General features: G+C 53.1%; 15 protein-coding genes. 4 read left to right on the top strand and 11 right to left on the bottom strand.

Annotation, left to right across the window (positions count from 1 at the left end; all coding sequences use genetic code 11):
- Window position 1: 1 nt before the first annotated feature.
- The 3 genes from METTU_RS17750 to METTU_RS17740 all read right to left on the bottom strand — a co-directional run bounded on the left by METTU_RS17750 (window position 2) and on the right by METTU_RS17740 (window position 2,728).
- A complete protein-coding gene (locus METTU_RS17750) occupies window positions 2-1,105 on the bottom strand; it encodes an MSMEG_0568 family radical SAM protein (protein WP_006893263.1) in 1,104 nt (367 codons plus the stop codon).
- A complete protein-coding gene (locus METTU_RS17745; protein WP_006893262.1) occupies window positions 1,098-2,090 on the bottom strand; it encodes a Nit6803 family nitrilase in 993 nt (330 codons plus the stop codon). Before METTU_RS17745 ends, METTU_RS17750 begins: the two co-directional genes overlap by 8 nt.
- Window positions 2,091-2,245: 155 nt before the next feature.
- Window positions 2,246-2,728 carry an MSMEG_0572/Sll0783 family nitrogen starvation response protein gene (locus tag METTU_RS17740; protein WP_006893261.1) on the bottom strand — a complete coding sequence of 161 codons (483 nt, stop codon included), beginning with the start codon at window positions 2,726-2,728 and terminating at the stop codon, window positions 2,246-2,248.
- 834 nt (window positions 2,729-3,562) lie between these two features.
- Here METTU_RS17740 and METTU_RS17735 point away from each other — a divergent pair.
- Window positions 3,563-4,987 (top strand): aminotransferase-like domain-containing protein, encoded by a 1,425-nt coding sequence (locus tag METTU_RS17735; RefSeq protein WP_006893258.1) that lies wholly within the window; start codon window positions 3,563-3,565, stop codon window positions 4,985-4,987.
- Window positions 4,988-5,490: 503 nt separating this feature from the next.
- On the opposite strand, the gene METTU_RS17730 is transcribed toward METTU_RS17735, so the two are convergent.
- From METTU_RS17730 to METTU_RS17700, 7 genes are all read right to left on the bottom strand, one after another.
- Window positions 5,491-5,964: a nuclear transport factor 2 family protein gene (locus METTU_RS17730; RefSeq protein ID WP_006893257.1), complete on the bottom strand. Its 474-nt coding sequence runs from the start codon at window positions 5,962-5,964 to the stop codon at window positions 5,491-5,493.
- A 31-nt stretch (window positions 5,965-5,995) separates the two neighbouring features.
- Window positions 5,996-6,601, bottom strand: coding sequence for a glutathione S-transferase family protein (locus METTU_RS17725; RefSeq protein WP_006893255.1), 606 nt, complete (start codon window positions 6,599-6,601; stop codon window positions 5,996-5,998).
- Window positions 6,602-6,616: 15 nt separating this feature from the next.
- A complete protein-coding gene (locus METTU_RS17720) occupies window positions 6,617-6,943 on the bottom strand; it encodes a ferredoxin reductase domain-containing protein (RefSeq protein ID WP_254258029.1) in 327 nt (108 codons plus the stop codon).
- The gene (locus tag METTU_RS24660; protein ID WP_006893919.1) at window positions 6,936-7,535 is read right to left on the bottom strand and encodes an IS630 family transposase; all 600 of its coding nucleotides are present in this window, start codon (window positions 7,533-7,535) and stop codon (window positions 6,936-6,938) included. The genes METTU_RS17720 and METTU_RS24660 overlap by 8 nt, the downstream gene beginning before the upstream one ends.
- Window positions 7,532-8,005, bottom strand: coding sequence for a helix-turn-helix domain-containing protein (locus METTU_RS24655; protein WP_006893918.1), 474 nt, complete (start codon window positions 8,003-8,005; stop codon window positions 7,532-7,534). The genes METTU_RS24660 and METTU_RS24655 overlap by 4 nt, the downstream gene beginning before the upstream one ends.
- 5 nt (window positions 8,006-8,010) lie before the next feature.
- Window positions 8,011-9,009 carry a pyridoxamine 5'-phosphate oxidase family protein gene (locus METTU_RS17705; protein WP_254258027.1) on the bottom strand — a complete coding sequence of 333 codons (999 nt, stop codon included), beginning with the start codon at window positions 9,007-9,009 and terminating at the stop codon, window positions 8,011-8,013.
- A 386-nt stretch (window positions 9,010-9,395) separates the two neighbouring features.
- Window positions 9,396-10,898: an IS1182 family transposase gene (locus tag METTU_RS17700; protein ID WP_006893251.1), complete on the bottom strand. Its 1,503-nt coding sequence runs from the start codon at window positions 10,896-10,898 to the stop codon at window positions 9,396-9,398.
- A gap of 206 nt (window positions 10,899-11,104) precedes the next feature.
- Here METTU_RS17700 and METTU_RS17695 point away from each other — a divergent pair, with 206 nt between their 5' ends.
- From METTU_RS17695 to METTU_RS17685, 3 genes are all read left to right on the top strand, one after another.
- Window positions 11,105-11,488, top strand: coding sequence for a hypothetical protein (locus METTU_RS17695; RefSeq protein WP_006893247.1), 384 nt, complete (start codon window positions 11,105-11,107; stop codon window positions 11,486-11,488).
- Between the two features lie 87 nt (window positions 11,489-11,575).
- Complete coding sequence (locus METTU_RS17690) at window positions 11,576-14,656, top strand: efflux RND transporter permease subunit (protein ID WP_006893246.1); 3,081 nt, start codon at window positions 11,576-11,578, stop codon at window positions 14,654-14,656.
- The gene (locus METTU_RS17685) at window positions 14,637-15,320 is read left to right on the top strand and encodes an alpha/beta fold hydrolase (RefSeq protein WP_006893245.1); all 684 of its coding nucleotides are present in this window, start codon (window positions 14,637-14,639) and stop codon (window positions 15,318-15,320) included. Before METTU_RS17690 ends, METTU_RS17685 begins: the two co-directional genes overlap by 20 nt.
- 27 nt (window positions 15,321-15,347) lie before the next feature.
- Here the strand turns inward: METTU_RS17685 and METTU_RS17680 are convergent, their stop codons facing one another.
- The gene (locus METTU_RS17680; RefSeq protein WP_006893243.1) at window positions 15,348-15,815 is read right to left on the bottom strand and encodes a hypothetical protein; all 468 of its coding nucleotides are present in this window, start codon (window positions 15,813-15,815) and stop codon (window positions 15,348-15,350) included.
- Window positions 15,816-15,980: the final 165 nt, after the last annotated feature.

Here is a 15,980-nt window from a genome sequence, read left to right as displayed (position 1 = left end):
GTCAGGCCTCGTAACTGGAAAGGGCCGAGCAAGCGCCGCATTTGGCGCAGCCCGCTTTCATGTCGGCGGAGCGGAGTCCGGCTTGTTTCAGCATAGCGCCCAACGGTTGCAGAATATCCTGCATGAAACGCGGATCGGGAGACGGGTAGTGTGCGAGAGGCGTGCCGGTAATCGGTATGAAAGGCACCACGAACGGATACACGCCTTTGTCTATCAGCTGTTTGGAAACGGACAGGATCGCCTCCACGGTATCGCCAAGCCCGGCCAGTATGTAAGTGCTGACTTCGCCCCGACCGAACACTGAGACGGCCGCATCGAAAGCATCCATGTAACGTTCCAGCGGCACACCGGCCTTGCCGGGCATGATGCGGTTACGGACTTCCGGGGTGACGGCTTCCAGATGCATGCCCAGGCTGTCGATGCCCGCGGCTTTCATGCGTTTGAACCAAACATCATCGTCAGGCGGCTCGCATTGGCCCTGAATCGGCAAGTCAACGGCGGCTTTCACCGCAAGCGCGCTTTCGCACAGAATCGCGGCCCCGCGATCGGTCAGGTTGGGTGTGCCGGTGGTGATCACCATGTGCTTTACGCCGTCCAACTCTACTGCGGCACGGGCGACTTCGGCCAATTGCTCCGGCGTTTTGCGGAGGATGGTGCGGCCTGCGTCCAGCGATTGGCCGATCGCGCAAAACTGGCAGGATTTTTTGCGGTTGCTGTAGCGTATGCAGGACTGCAACACCGTGGTGGCCAGCACATCCGCGGCATGCAGCGTGGCGATATGGGAGTAGGGCACGCCGTCCGCAGTTTGCAAACCGTAAAAACGCGGTTGGCGAGGGAACGCGATGGAAGCTATGTTTTTGCCATTAAGACGAATAACGCTGCCCCCTTGAGTATCCGGGTGGTCTGCGACGAACGGCGAATTGATCGCTCCGGCGGTGGCGATCGGCACCATGATGGTCTTGCCGCCGATAGTAACGGCTTTGTGGTCGGAAGGACCGGCACCGCCGCGACGAACGCCAATACCGGATTCGGCGTCCTCCAGCCGCAATCCCAACGATTGCAGTTCGGTGATCAGCTGTGACGAAATGGCTTCGGCTTTATTCATGGCTGGGTTGCTCGTTGCTGTGGATGGGCGGAAAAGACAGTTCGGCAGTCGATTCCTCGCTGAACATCGGTGCCGCAGGTCTGTCATTGATCCTCAGGCTCAACAGTTCGGGACGGGCATAGTGGCCGACCGAGTCCATCATGCGTTTGCGTTTGGTGATCAGCGACATATCCAGGTCGGCGATGACCATGCCTTCGCCGGAGCGCAAGGGTTCTGCCAGATGCTGGCCTTCGGGCGAGATAATTGCCGTGCAACAACCGCCGCGCAGGGCTTTTTGCAAGCCGGGATCGGGCGTTACCGATTCGATCTGCTGATCGCTCAACCAGCCGGTCGCGTTGATGACGAAGCACCCGGATTCCAGGGCGTGGTGGCGAATGGTGACTTCGATCTGCTCGGCGAAAATCGGCCCGACCAAGGAGCCGGGAAACTGGCTGCAATGGATTTCCTCATGCTGAGCCATCAATGCGTAACGGGCCAATGGGTTGTAATGTTCCCAGCAGGCCAGCGCGCCGATGCGGCCGATGCCGGTCTCGACTACCTTAAGGCCGGAAGCGTCGCCTTGGCCCCAGATCATGCGTTCATGGAAAGTCGGGGTGATCTTGCGCCGCTTCAGCACCAGACTGCCGGTCTCATCGAAAATCAGTTGGGTGTTGTAAAGGCTGCCGTGGTCGCGCTCATTGACGCCCAGCACCACGACCACGCCCAGCGAGCGGGCTTGGGCGGCAACGGCGTCGGTGACCGGTCCCGGCACCACGACGGCATGTTCGTAAAGCTTAAGATGCGCGCCGCCGGACGCGACCGGCGGCAGCACGAACGAAAAATACGGGTAGTACGGCACAAAGGTTTCCGGAAATACCACCAATTGCGCGCCTTCCTTGGCTGCGTCGCTGATGGCCTGACAAACCTTGTCGACGGTGCCGAAGGCCGAATCGAACACCGGTGCAATCTGTACCGCTGCCGCCCTGACGATTTTTTTCGATGTCACAATCTGTACTCCTGTTGCTGATTATTCTGGGAAAAGCAGTGGGTCCACGAAAAGCACAAAAAGCACGAAAATATTAACGGTAGATGTACGCGGTTTATTTCGTGTTTTTTGTGTCTTTCGTGGACCAAACCGCCGTTTTTAGTGTTTCGAATGATTTACATCGTCCAGGTGTCCAGGATGAAAGCGTTCTCGCGGCGATGGATCAGCACGATGTCCAATACATCCAGCGGGCTGACCGGACGGATGCCTTCGATCAGGCTGGGTTCGCCGTGTCCGTACAAGGCTTGCAGCGCGAACCGGCAGGCATAGACTTTGCCGCCTTCGGCCATGAACTTGTTGATTTGTGTGGTGTAGTTCTGGTGTCCCGGAAAAGCCTCGTCGCCCAAGCGCGGAAAGCCGCGTTGAATGCCCAGAGTTACGCCCGGCCCGTACAACAGGATCGAGGTTTCAAAGCCTTTGCGTTGCAAGCGGGTCGCCTGCAACAGATTCACGAAGCCGATGGAACCTTCAAAGGCGACGGTGTGGAATTTCACCAGGGCTTTTTCGCCGGGTTGAGCTTTTACGTCCTCGAATACTTTCTCTTCGTAATCCACAAAAAAATCGCCGTTGACGTGGGCTGGTTTTTGAACTACTGGCATGGAATGCTCCTTGTTATGAGTAAAAAACCCTGCATCAATGGCGCGATGCAGGGAGAGTTATGGCTGTCAATCAATGAGGGGGATTGACGGAAGATAGTTTACGAGCGAGGCAGTATTGCTGACAGATTCAGGAAAAAATGATTTTTAGGGTACAGATTGCGGTTTGAATGATCTGTTCTGCTTAATAAAGCGGATAACTGTTATGGATAAACCGGATTTATCTAATACTTACTGCATTCCCACGCGCTGCGTGGGAATGCAGTTAAAGGCGCGCTGCGCCGCGAGTCACGGGCAGCAGATAGAAGTACATATCGTATAAATATAGGACGCAGCGCGTCCGGCATTGCGTTCCCACGCAGCGCGTGGGAACGAGGGATATGAGAGGGACTGGAGCGATAGAGCGACCCAAAGCCGGACGGGGCATGTTGCCCCGTTCGAAACGTTTGGCGCCTGTTACGTGTTACCACATAGTTTAGATATTGAAAAAACGTTAGGGACGGGGTTGCAAACCCCGTCCCGCTTGGAGGAGGGGCTGGAGCGATAGAGGGAGCGACACAATAGAAAAATTGCGCTAGTTCCCAAGCTCCAGCTTGGGAATTCGGTGTGGGAAGCTCCAGCTTCCCTTCTCGCGAAGCTGGAGCTTCGTTATCTGGGTTCCCAAGCCGGAGCTTGGGAACCAGCGTATTTCTCAACTTAACGGGTCAGTGACGCAGTGCATGGGAACGATGGATACGATGAGCGAGCTGGAGCGATACAATATAAAAAAATTAAATAACTAAGCGGTACAGCTGTGCTAAATTTGCCGGGCAGACAACCCGCAGAGACCTAAAACCGATGAAACATCTTTATGAAACCGTAGCGGAGAATATCCTCGCCCATATCGAACAGGGCGTTTACCGTTCAGGCGAGCGCTTGCCGGGCATCCGTCGTTTAAGCCAACAATTGAACGTGAGCGTGTCGACCGCACTTGAAGCCTACCGGCTACTGGAGGATCAGGGGCGAATCCAGGCGCGTGCGCGTTCCGGCTACTACGTCAGCACCGTTCACCGACTAGCCATCACCGAACCGGATATGTCCGATCCGTCAGCGATACCTTCCAGAGTGACGGGCCAGTCCCTGACTCGGCAGATTTTGCTGGCGGCTAAAGATCCTTACCAGATCAATCTGGGCTCTTCCGTACCTTCACCTGCATTTTTACCGACGCGGGTTCTGCAACAGGCAACCCAAAAAGTGGTGCGCCTGTTTGAAAAACGCTGTTTCGATACCGACGAATTGCTTGGCAATCAGGAGCTTCGCCGCCAGATTGCCAAGCGCATGGTCGAGTTGAACTGCGCCGTCAATCCCGACGATATAGTCATCACCCATGGCGCCAGGGATGCGGTCCGGCTCGCGTTGATGGCGATCTGCAAGCCGGGCGATGTAATCGCTATCGAATCGCCGACATTTTACGGATTGTTGCAGGTCATCGAATCCTGCGGCATGGAAGCGCTGGAAATCCCGACTCATCCGCGCGAGGGCGTTTCCCTGGAAGCGCTGCAAATGGCTATCGAACAGTGGCCGATCAAAGCCTGCCTGTTGATTTCCAACTATAACAACCCGCTCGGTTCCAGCATGTCGGACGAGCGGAAGAAAACCCTGGTGGCATTATTGGAAAAAAACGGCATTCCGCTGGTCGAGGATGACGTGTATGGTGATTTGGGCTTCGGGTTAAGGCGGCCTTCCGTCGCCAAGGCTTGGAGCCAACAAGGTGAGGTGCTGTATTGCTCGTCTTTTGCAAAAACCTTATCGCCGGGCTTGCGCGTCGGCTGGCTGGTTCCGGGCCGTCACATGAAAAAAGTGGAAAATCTCAAATACATGCTGCATCAGGCCACGCCGACGCTAAATCAACTGATCGTTGCCCATTTGCTGGAGCAAGGCGGTTATGACCGCTACCTGCGACATGTCCGGCAGGAATATGCCCAGAGCGTGACGCGCATGGTGAAGGCTGTGAGCCTGTTTTTTCCTGCGGGCACTAAGGTGACCCAGCCGGAGGGCGGTTTCGCGTTGTGGGTCGAACTGCCGGAAAGCGTCGATGCCATGGAGCTACATCGCTGCGCGAGTCTGGAAGGCATCATCATCGCTCCCGGGCCGCTGTTTTCCGCTACGCAAAAAAAATACGGCAATTTCATCCGGCTTAGTTGCGCCGTTCCTTGGAATGATAGGCTGGAACGGGCGTTGAAAAAACTGGGGGATATGGCTGGCGATTTAATGGAGGGATAAAGCAATTAGTCAAAATGTCGGGTAACGAAAAGAGGGTACTCAACCTATCGAACTGATTTTATCGCGTATTTCATCTCAGGATTTCGCAAAAATAATTTTCGCTTATGGGATTCCCTTACTCTGCGTGGTAACCCAGTCAGGGACGCTCCAGCGTCCCGAACCGCGAAGCGGTTCAAGCTGCGCTCGCCGTTATACACAAGTCTCTATTCCGGCAGTCCTGGATATGGCGTTAGGCAGACCTTCCAGGTTTTTAAAACCTGGAAGGTCTAACTGGCCGCATTCTTAACAGGCGGGACAGGGTAATCCTATCCCAATCGTTTAATAACCTGTGTATACCGTTTTGTCCATACCGGTAAGACGGCTCCGAAATACACTTGTGTATAACGACGAGCGAGGAGGGCGGGAACGATGAAAAAAATAATGGCTCGTATTGGGTTTTGAGGACATATGTGCTTTAGGTCAGCACTTGACGACGTCTTCACGCAACAGTTTCGCGCTGTTATTCATAACCCTAAATCGCTCAAACCGGCGTGATCGTCGGGGCGGCGGCCTAGCGGCCAGTGGAACAGGCGTTGTTCCTGCCGGATCGGCAGATCGTTGATGCTGGCAAAGCGCCGTTGCATGAAGCCTTGCCGGTTAAACTCCCAATTTTCGTTGCCGTAACTGCGGAACCATTGACCGGAATCGTCATGCCACTCGTAAGCAAAACGCACGGCGATGCGGTTGTCGGTAAAGGCCCATAGCTCCTTGATTAAGCGGTAATCCACTTCCTTGGCCCATTTGCGTTGCAAAAATTGCCGCACTTGCTCGCGGCCTTGCGGAAATTCGGCGCGGTTGCGCCAGAGGGTGTTTTCGGTATAGACCAGCGCGACGCGATCAGGATCGCGAGAGTTCCAGGCGTCTTCGGCCATGCGCACTTTCTGCGCTGCGGTTTCGGCGGTAAAGGGCGGGACGGGTGCTTTGATTTCTTCGGTCATGATGTTTCTCCGTTATTGAAGGGTGAGTGAGTTACGCCTGCCACAAGCCCGGCATCGGAACATAACCGGGCAAGGCGCTGATGCGTTGAAACCAGGCAACGATATTGGCATACGCGCCAATGTCGATACCGCCTTCCGGCGCCAGCGCCAAGTAGGGATAGATCGCCAAATCGGCAAGCGACACGCTGTCGCTGACAAGCCAATCCCGGCTTGCTAACTGACGGTCGACAATGTCCAGCACCTTGGCGGTGATTTGCTGGGCTCTGGCGATGTCGATGTCGCGGCCGAATTTATGGTGAACTCGCAACAAGGCCGGCCCATTGGCAATTTCATTGGCGGCGGTCGATAGCCAGGCCGCAATTTGCGCCAAGCGGTAGGCATCGTCCGGCCACCATTGTTCGCCGCCGTAGCGTTTGGCCAGATAGACCAAAATGGCTTGGCTGTCGCGGATGATCAGGCCGTCGTCATCCAGCACCGGCACTTGGCCGAACGGGTTGATTTGCAAATAGTCCGAGCTGCGCTGTTCGCCGCCGAGCAAATCCACCGGACGCGCTTGGTAGGGCAACGCCAGTAAGCTTAGCAATAATCGGATTTTGTGGCAGTTGCCGGATAGCGGCATGTCGTATAGCGTTATCATCCTGTTCTCCTTCGGTTAAATAAAACTTTCAAATTGCACCCGCTGTTCGGCGATGCCGAACCGGCGGGCGGTTTGGCGCACGGTGTCGATCAGGCGGGTTGGGCCGCAAACGTAAATGACGGTATCGGCTGATGCGTTACCGAGCAGCGCCGATACGTCCAGCCGGGTTGGGGCTTGCGCCTGGCTGAAATAAAACCGGCACCGATTGGGCAAATGCCGCCGCAAGTCGTTGACAAAGGCCATTTCTTGCGGAGCACGACCGCTGTAATGCAGTTGAAAATCCGCACCCCGCGAGGCCAATGCTTCGGCCATTGCTTTTAACGGAGTTAAGTAGTTACGCAAAAGTTATTTGGAATTTTTTACCGACGTCACTCAGGATTTCCAACACCCACTTTTTCAAGTGTCCGTAACTTTGATAGGCATCAAGCGGCAACCATTCGTACTTAACTTTACGCCAGAGTATTTCGATCAGGTTCAGCTCCGGGCTGTAAGGCGGAAGAAAATGTAAGCACACACCACGTTGTTGCCAGCCCGCCAGCTTTTCTTTGAATACGCCGCTACGATGAATGGAAGCATTATCCAACACCACACAGCACGGCACTTTAGTTTCTTCGTACTTGCCTGCATACGTTTCGACAAACGCATCAAAGGCATTGACAACCGTATCCGTTGTCACCGATTGTTCGGAGCTGTGGAAAAACAGATCATTGCTGCGACTCAAAAAACCTAACACATTCATGCGCTTGCTACGATAGCAGGGTATTTGTCGGGTCTCGCCAATCCGTTGCCATCCATAGGGTACACAGGGTGTCGTGCTAAATCCGGATTCGTCAAAGTAGTAAAGCTTCAATTCCCCATCATCCTCTTGCTGTTTCAAGGCCTTCAGATATGCCTTATCACGTTGGAAATCTGCTTCATTACGCTTTCCCTTCACTGATTGCCGACAACGTTTCCAGGCATAGGCACTTTTTTTAAAATTCGTTTAAAGGTGTCAAGGCTGGCTTCCTTGCCCGTCTCCTCCAGCAATCGTGCTGCGGCGGCCTTGGGTTGGTGTGGGTTTTTGTCAATATAGCCCAGAAAAACGGCTTGTTCCTCAACCGTGAAGCGCACAGGCCTACCGCTTCGTGGACAATCGTAAAGCCCTATTAATCCCTCTGTTTCCCATTTGTCTAACCATGAGCTGACAGTCTCATGCTGGGACTCAAACAATTCGCTCAGCCGTGCAATTACATACCTTCTATTATTCAATAAGATAGCATGTGCCCGTTGTCTAACCCGGAATAATGGGTGGTTACGATAGGCTTCGGTTAACGTTACTTCCTCTTCCGGGGTCAGTTTGGCGATGAATTTCAGGTGGACTCCTAATTTTTGTCTGTTATTGCAATCGTTTCCAGTTTGACACAATAAATTTACTTCCTAATAACTTTCGCATTACTACTTATGCCGATGCCGCCGGCGATCAGCAATGCCGGGCGGCCGTCATCGTGCAGCGGGAAATAGTTGTCCGGCGCATCGACGTTGATGCGGGTTCCCAGTTGCCAGCCGTCGTGCAATGCCGACGATCCGCCTTCGCCATCGTCCATTCTCAACACTGCAATACGGTAGCAATCCGGATCGTCCGGCGCGTCGGTCAGCGAATAAGCGCGGCTGGTGACGTCGCCGTTGGTCAGCGCAATCGGCACGCGGAGATGCGCCCCGGCCCGATAGCCAGGCAGTGGCTCGCCGTCGGCATGGCGCAGTTCGTAAGCGCGAATGTGCGGCGTCAATTGGCGAATCCCTGCAATGGTTAATGGCAGTGCGCCGCTACCCAAAACGCCGGGCGCTTGCCGTGCCGCCGCCGGTTGTTGGCGAGATTGCGCCAGCAGCGCTTCGACTTCGTTTCGGCTGTAGCGCGGCGTGATGTACTTGGGGCAATTCCAGTCGAAGGCTTCGACTTGGATAACGATGCCGCGCTCGACCGGAGCGCGAAAGTCGGGCGATTCCAGTTTCGCCAGCAATGTCGGCTCGGTGCGTTCGTCCACCGCTTTCGCCCGACCCCAGATTTTCAAGCGCCGCCGCTGCGGATAGTCCATCAGCAGCAAACTAACGCGGTCGTCGCCGCGTAAATTGCCTACCGAAATGTATTGGCGGTTGCCGCTAAAATCGGCGTAACCGATGGTACGGTCATCCAACACTTTCAAGAACCCCACCGGCCCGCCGCGATGCTGCACATAGGGCCAGCCGGTTTGACTCACCGTGGCTTGATAAAAGCTGTCGCGCTCGGCAATAAACGCTTGCTCGGCAGCGCCCAGCGCCATCTCCTCGGCCTCGCCGAGCTCGGCCGCCCGATACGCCATGCGGCTGCCCATTTCGGTTTGCACCGCTTGCACATTGGGCGTGAAACTGATTTTAGCAAAAGCTCGGGCCATGATCTTGCTCCTGATTGGGATTGAAACATTGGCGTTTACTGTGACACAGCCGCCAGCCGCGTTGAATAGCCATAATCTGCAATAGTTTATTCCATTCAGCGCAAGAATCCGGGCGCAAGTCTGAACTTGGACTTGGCCCGGTTCAATATAAAAACCTAATCATAACTATTCAGCGCGAAGCGCCTTCCCCCTCTCCTGCTGGAGAGGGGGCGATCCAGCTGAAATTCGCGGGCTGTTGCGCTGGTTCCCAAGCTCCGGAGACTGTGAAAATATTCAAAATCCAAGCGATTCTCAAGTCGTCAGGCGTGGCATTTTTTTGAAAAAACAGATTTTGTCTCATATGGTCGCTCATTTTTATCCCAAAAAAAGCCAAAATCCGTTATCTTTTACGCATATCCCACGTTTCTTAACCTATTTTCCGGTCTTCGGGCGCAATAATCCCTTAGCGCGTCAGCACCGAGAATATTCAATATGCGAGTGAAGTTGTAGCCCAATACCATCAGGCTAAATTCGCCGCAACACTTTGCCAAGCCGCGCATTAAAAAGTGGTTCATCCCGGCACGATGCTTGAGAACGCCGAAGGGATGTTCCGCCAGTGCGCCGCGTTTTTTCATGATGCCCGGCTTTTGACCCATCCGCTGTTGGTGGCGTTCGATGACGGCTTCGTGCTCCCAGCGCTGGATTTGTTTGATGGCGGCTTTTTCGCTCAAACATTGCTCACGTAACGGGCACTGGCTACAATCCGCCGCCTTGCTTTTATAGGCTTTGAACCATTTGCCGTTTTTCTGGTGCGCTTTGCCGCTGGCGGTCAACGGGTTTCCTTGCGGACAACGATAGCAATCCTGTTCTGGGTCATAGCTGAACTGCTCCCGAGTCAATCGGCCCTTTGCGGCGATGGCTTTCGACTTGTCGGGAATGGCGACGTAAACCGTGATGTATTGGTCTTCGCAGGTTTTAAGCTGGTTGCCTTCGTAATAACCGCTATCGGCAAGCCCGGTCAGGTTTTCGGATTGTAAGATGTCTTGCGCCTTTGCCAACATCGGCGCCAACTGATGAACATCATTGCCGTCTTGAGTGACTTCTTCGGCCACAATCAGTTTGTGTTTGTCGTCCACCACGATTTGCACGTTGTAGCCCGCAACGGTTTGACCGCGCTTGGTCAGCAGTCTGGCGTCCTGGTCAACGGTGGATACTTGTTTGTCGCCACTGTCTTTGAACTGTTGCAGCAAGGCTTTTTTCTCGGCTTGTTTGTTGCGCAACCGTTCAAGCTTTTGTTGCAACTGCTCGTCTTCAACCAAGCTGCCTTGGCTTGCCCGGTCATCGGCGGCGTCTTGTTCGGCAAGGGCTTGTTGGTAGTCGGCGATTTTCTGGTCTAAATCTTCAAGCTGTTTGTTGAGTTTGTCTTCGGTGTAAATTCCGGTTTTACTGGCGTCGGCTTTGAAAAAGCTGCCATCCACAGCCACTTGTTCGCCACCGAACAGCGCAAGTTCCTTACATAGTAGCAGGAAATCGTGGTTCGCCGCCTTTAATGCTGCGCCATTGACTTTGCGAAAGTCGGCGATGGTTTTATAGGTCGGGCGCAAGCCCTCGACCAACCACATAACCTCCAGGTTCCGCCTGGCCTCGCGTTCCAGCTTCCGGCTGCTACGGATGCCTTGTAAATAGCCGTACAAATACAATTTCAACAACGCCGCCGGATCATAAGCCGGTTGTCCGGCACTCATGACAGGTTGGCTGTTTGCAAATCCAAAAGCCTGTAAATCCAAGGTATCGACATAGGCATCAATGGCTCGTACCGGATTGTTCTGGCTGACGTATTCATCGACACAAGGCGGGAGCAACATTTCTTGCTGACGGTTTAATACGGGTTGATAGCGGCGTGATGACATGAGTGTTTGTTAACTGGCGGTTACCGGATGATGCGCATATTATAAAGTATGGTGCGAGAGAATACTTTCACAGTCTCTTGAGCTTGGGAACTAGTGAAATGTTGGGCTACGAAAAGATGTTGTCCAACCACCCCAACTGTGTATCATCGAAATTTGTATGTTATCCAGACCCAAAAAATAACTTATTCAGATACTAAAGGAATCACATGTCACAAACACTAATAGGCATAATAATCGGCGGAGTATTGTCTGGCCTCGGAACTTGGTTAACTATTGGCATTCAGCACAAACGATGGATTTTAGAAAATAAGATTACAAGACTCAGCACAAAGCGAGAAAAGCTCGAAATCGCTTATGAAAAAACCCTAATTAATCTAAACGAGGGAATGAAGAATAACGACTACTCGTCCAATATGATGAGCGATATCGAAATCTTATTTCCAGAAAACGTATCTAAAACGTTTGAAGAATTAATGTCGAAAGAAGAGCGTAGTGAGCAGGAATTAAGAGAATTCTATTACAGAATCGCCTTAGCCATGAAAACATCGCTCAAAAATATCGATGACCAAATTGACTCACTTATACTCTGAAAAACAGATAACGCTGATCGTTCTGAGATGACTGAATTACGGCTAGTTAACGAAATATACATTATTCGAAACCAAAACCACTAACCCATGCTAGCCACACTCGTCCGCTTCTCCATCCGTTTCTACGGCATCGTTATCGCGCTTGCGATATTAATCCTGCTCTACGGCAGCTATCGTTTCGCCACGGCGGGTCTGGATATTTTTCCTGAATTCTCCCCGAAACAGGTCATCATCCAAACCGAATCGCCCGGCCTTTCTTCGGAGCAGGTGGAAGTGCTGGTGACCCAGCAAATCGAAACCTCGATCAGTGGCTTGATCGGCATGAAGTCGGTGCGCTCGGAATCCATCCAGGGCCTGTCGATTATTATCGCGACCTTTGTCGAAAACAGCGATGTGTATCGTAATCGCCAGCTGATCAGTGAGCGCTTGACCACGCTATCGGGCCTGCTGCCGCAGGGCATTACGCCGGTTGCGATACCGCTGTCCTCGTCTTCCGCAACGGTTTTAACGATCGGTTTAAACAAGGACGACCAAACCGATTTGATGGCGTTGCGCAGTCTGGTCGACTGGACGATAGTGCCGCGCTTGAAGGCTGTTCCGGGCGTTGCCGATGTTAACGTGTTCGGCGGCGATATTCAGCAATTGCAAATCCAGGTCGACCCGCTGCAACTGCATCGCTTTAGCCTGACGCTGGAGGATATTATTTTGGCCGCCTCAAAGGCCGGAAATATTCAGGGCGGCGGTTTTATCGAAAACGACAACCAGCGTTTCACTTTGCAGGTGACGGGGCAGCCCGCCACGCCGGAACAATTCGCCAAGATTATCGTCAAGCGGGATCAGGGGCGCAATGTTACGTTGGGCGAAGTCACTACGATTGGCTATGCGCCGGAACCGCCGATCGGTGCGGCGCAAATCATGGGCAAACCCGGCATCGTGATGATGGTGATCGGCCAATACGGGGCCAATACCTTGTCGGTGTCTCGGCAAGTCGAGCAGACGTTGCACGAGTTCGAGCCTATTTTCAACAAGCAGGCGATTAATTTTTACTCGCACTTGTTTCGTCCCGCCGATTATATCGAACGCTCGCTGAGCAATTTGTCCGGGCATTTGCTGATCGGCGGCTTGTTCGTGCTGATTATCCTGTACCTGTTTTTGTTTAATTTTCGTACCGCGTTTATTTCCGCGCTGGCCATTCCGGTGTCGTTGGTTGGTGCAGTGATTGTGCTGCTGGAAAGCGGAGTTAATCTCAATATCATGGTGTTGGGTGGCTTGGCTATCGCGTTGGGCGAGGTGGTTGACGATGCGATTATCGATACCGAAAACATTTTCCGGCGCTTGCGGGAGAACCGTCTGTTAGCCAAGCCGCTGCCGGTAGCCGATGTGGTTTATAGGGCATCGCTGGAGGTGCGCAGCTCCGTGGTTTACGCCAGCTTTATCGTCGCGCTGGTTTTTGTGCCGTTGTTGACCTTGAACGGCGTTGCCGGGCGCTTGTTTGCGCCGTTGGGATATTCCTACATTCTGGCGATTTTAATGTCGCTGCTGGTGGCGCTGACCTTAACACCGGCGCTGTGCTATGCGTTGCTGGGTAAGGCCGATCTTGCCAATGACGATCCGCCGCTGATCAGGCGCATCAAGCCGCATTACAAGGATTTGTTGGGCACGGTTTCCAGACATTTTAAACCGGTGGTTATCGGCAGCGTTATTGTTTGCCTGTCAGGCTTGCTGGCCTTTTTCAGCCTCGACAGCAAGTTCCTGCCCGAATTGCGCGAAGGGCATTATATCGTCCACACCACCAGCATTCCCGGCACTTCGTTGCAGGAATCGATCAGAATCGGCAGCAAGTTGACCGAACAGTTTATGACTATTCCCGGCATACAATCGGTATCGCAATGGGCAGGGCGGGCGGAACGGGGCGCCGATACTTACGGCAGCCATTACAGCGAGTATGAAGTGCGGCTGGAGCCGATGTCGGGCGCGGAGCAGCAGCAGATTAAGGACAGGCTGCGGGCGATTCTGGTCGGTTTCCCCGGTATTTTGTTTGAAGCCAACACTTTTTTGACGGAGCGGGTCGATGAGACTATTTCCGGCTACACCTCGCCGGTGGTGGTTAATATTTACGGCAATGACCTGAATAAGCTGGACGCCAAAGCGCAGGTGGTTGCTGAAATCATGCGCGATATAGACGGCGCTACCGATGTGCAGTTGCGCTCGCCGCCCGGCACGCCGTTGCTGCAAATCAACCTGAATCTCGACCAGCTCAGCTTCTGGGGCGTGTTGCCTGCCCAGGTTGTCGATACTTTGCAGGCCGCTTACGAAACCCGGGTGGTCGGCAAGAACATTCAGGGCAATAAAATCTATAACGTCGCGGTGACCTTGATGCCGGAGCTGAGACAGCAGCCTGAATCGATAGCCAAGTTGCCGATCAGGACCCTGGACGGCGCGGTGATTACGCTGGACCAGGTCGCGGAAATCAGGCACTCGGCCAGCCGCTACAACATCCTCCATCAAGGCTCGCAGCGGCGGCAAACCGTGACCGGCAATGTGATCGACCGGGATCTGGATGCTTTTGTCGAGGAGCTTAAAGCGCGGGTATTAAAGGAGATTCCGTTCTCGGCGGATATTTATCCCGAGTTCACCGGTGCGGCAATTGAACAGGCGCAGGCGCGGAAAGAGTTAATCTTGCATTCGCTGCTGGCCGGAGCCGGGGTGCTGATTTTTATTTATATCGCGATCGGCAGTATCCGGCACATGTTGCTGACCCTCGCCAATCTTCCATTTGCGCTGATCGGCGGGGTTGCCGCCGTGGTGTTGACCGGGGCCACCTTGTCGGTCGGCTCGGTCGTGGGCTTTGTGACGCTGTTCGGCATTACCGTGCGCAACAGCATCATGCTGCTGTCGCATTATCGCTATCTGGTCGAAGTCGAAGGCAAGAGCTGGAATTTGGACACCGCCGTACTGGGTGCGCAGGAACGCTTGCCGTCGATCCTGATGACGGCGCTGGTCACCGCGTTGGCGATGTTCCCGATCGCGTTCAACAGCGATAATCCGGGGCGCGAGATCATGGGGCCGATGGCGGCGATCATTATCGGCGGCTTGGCCTCTTCAACGTTGCTGAACTTATTATTGCTGCCCGCCATTTTGCTGCGTTATGGAAAATTTAAAAGCTAAACTGAAACCGATAGATAAGGGCTCGGAGGCGATTATTCTGCTGCACGGTCTGTCCAGAACCAGCCGCAGCATGAATAAAGCGGCCAAGCTGCTGGCGGCTTACGGCTATAAAATCATCAATGTCGATTATCCTTCGCGCAGCGCAGACATCAGTTCATTGGCGCAAAAATACATAGCTCAGGCATTGAAACAATGCGAGTCGGAAGGCATTAAAAAAATCCATTTCCTGACCCATTCGATGGGCGGCATTCTGCTGCGAGCTTACTTGGCGGACCAAAGTATCGATAAACTGGGTCGAGCAGTGATGCTGGCGCCGCCCAATCAAGGCACCGAAGTCATGGATAAACTGGGAGGTTGGCGGCTGTTTTATTATTTAAGCGGTCCGGCCGTATTGCAGCTGGGCACCGATAACAACAGCGTGCCGAACCGGCTGGGGCCGGTGAATTTTCAGCTTGGGGTTATTGCCGGCGATAAAACCGTCAATCCTTTGTTTTCACGGCTGATTCCCGACGTCAACGACGGCATCGTGTCGATAAGCCGGGCGCAAGTGGCGGGCATGAAGGATTTTATGGTGATGCCTTATTCGCATTCATTCATCATGCAACGTGAGGCTGTTATAGAACAGGCGTTGCATTTTATTCAACAGGGTTATTTTGCGAGATGAGTCGCGTGTTAAGCTGATGTAGAGGTGTTAGCCCTGCTTTCTGCTTGGGCTGTTGGACATTAACTCGGCTTGAAGAAGCTCGCACATTTTTATCGCCGAATCACGTTCATTTTCGATTTTTTTAAGCTCGTCCTTAGCTATTAAAACTTCAAATTCCAGTTTGATGGAACGCCTGAACCACTCGTCGCCTGATGATTTAAGCGCCTTGTTTTTTTGCATTAACTCAAAAATTCGTTTGTTTGAAAGGTCTAAATGCGCCGCTACGGCTTGCAGTTGGTTTTGAACGGCGTAAAGCGATTCAACGCATTTTTTTACACCTTCAGCCATTATGGATTGGGCCTTGCAGCTTTGGTTTAATTCATCTGTTTTTTGGGATAATTCGTCCTCAAGCCGTTCGATTTTTATTATCGCGGCATCGTACTTTTCGCTTATTCCGGCGGTTTTTTTATTCGCATCGGCCAGCGCATCGCTGTATTTTTTAGTGAAATTGAACATAGTCGGGCATTTATTTTCACGAAGACGAAATACATTAATCTAAAAAATCGGTTGGCGTTGTACAGAGGTCTTTAGGATAGAGAATTCAACGTGTCCAATCAATAAGTGCAGTTACCTATCGGGTTAAATCCGCTATTGAGCTGAACGTCTTGCATAATTGAAGGA

The sequence above is a fragment of the Methylobacter tundripaludum SV96 genome (assembly GCF_000190755.2).
Classification (GTDB): Bacteria; Pseudomonadota; Gammaproteobacteria; order Methylococcales; family Methylomonadaceae; genus Methylobacter_A; species Methylobacter_A tundripaludum.
The sequence above is the reverse complement of the archived record's forward strand: the minus strand, read 5'-3'. Positions and strand labels throughout refer to the sequence as shown.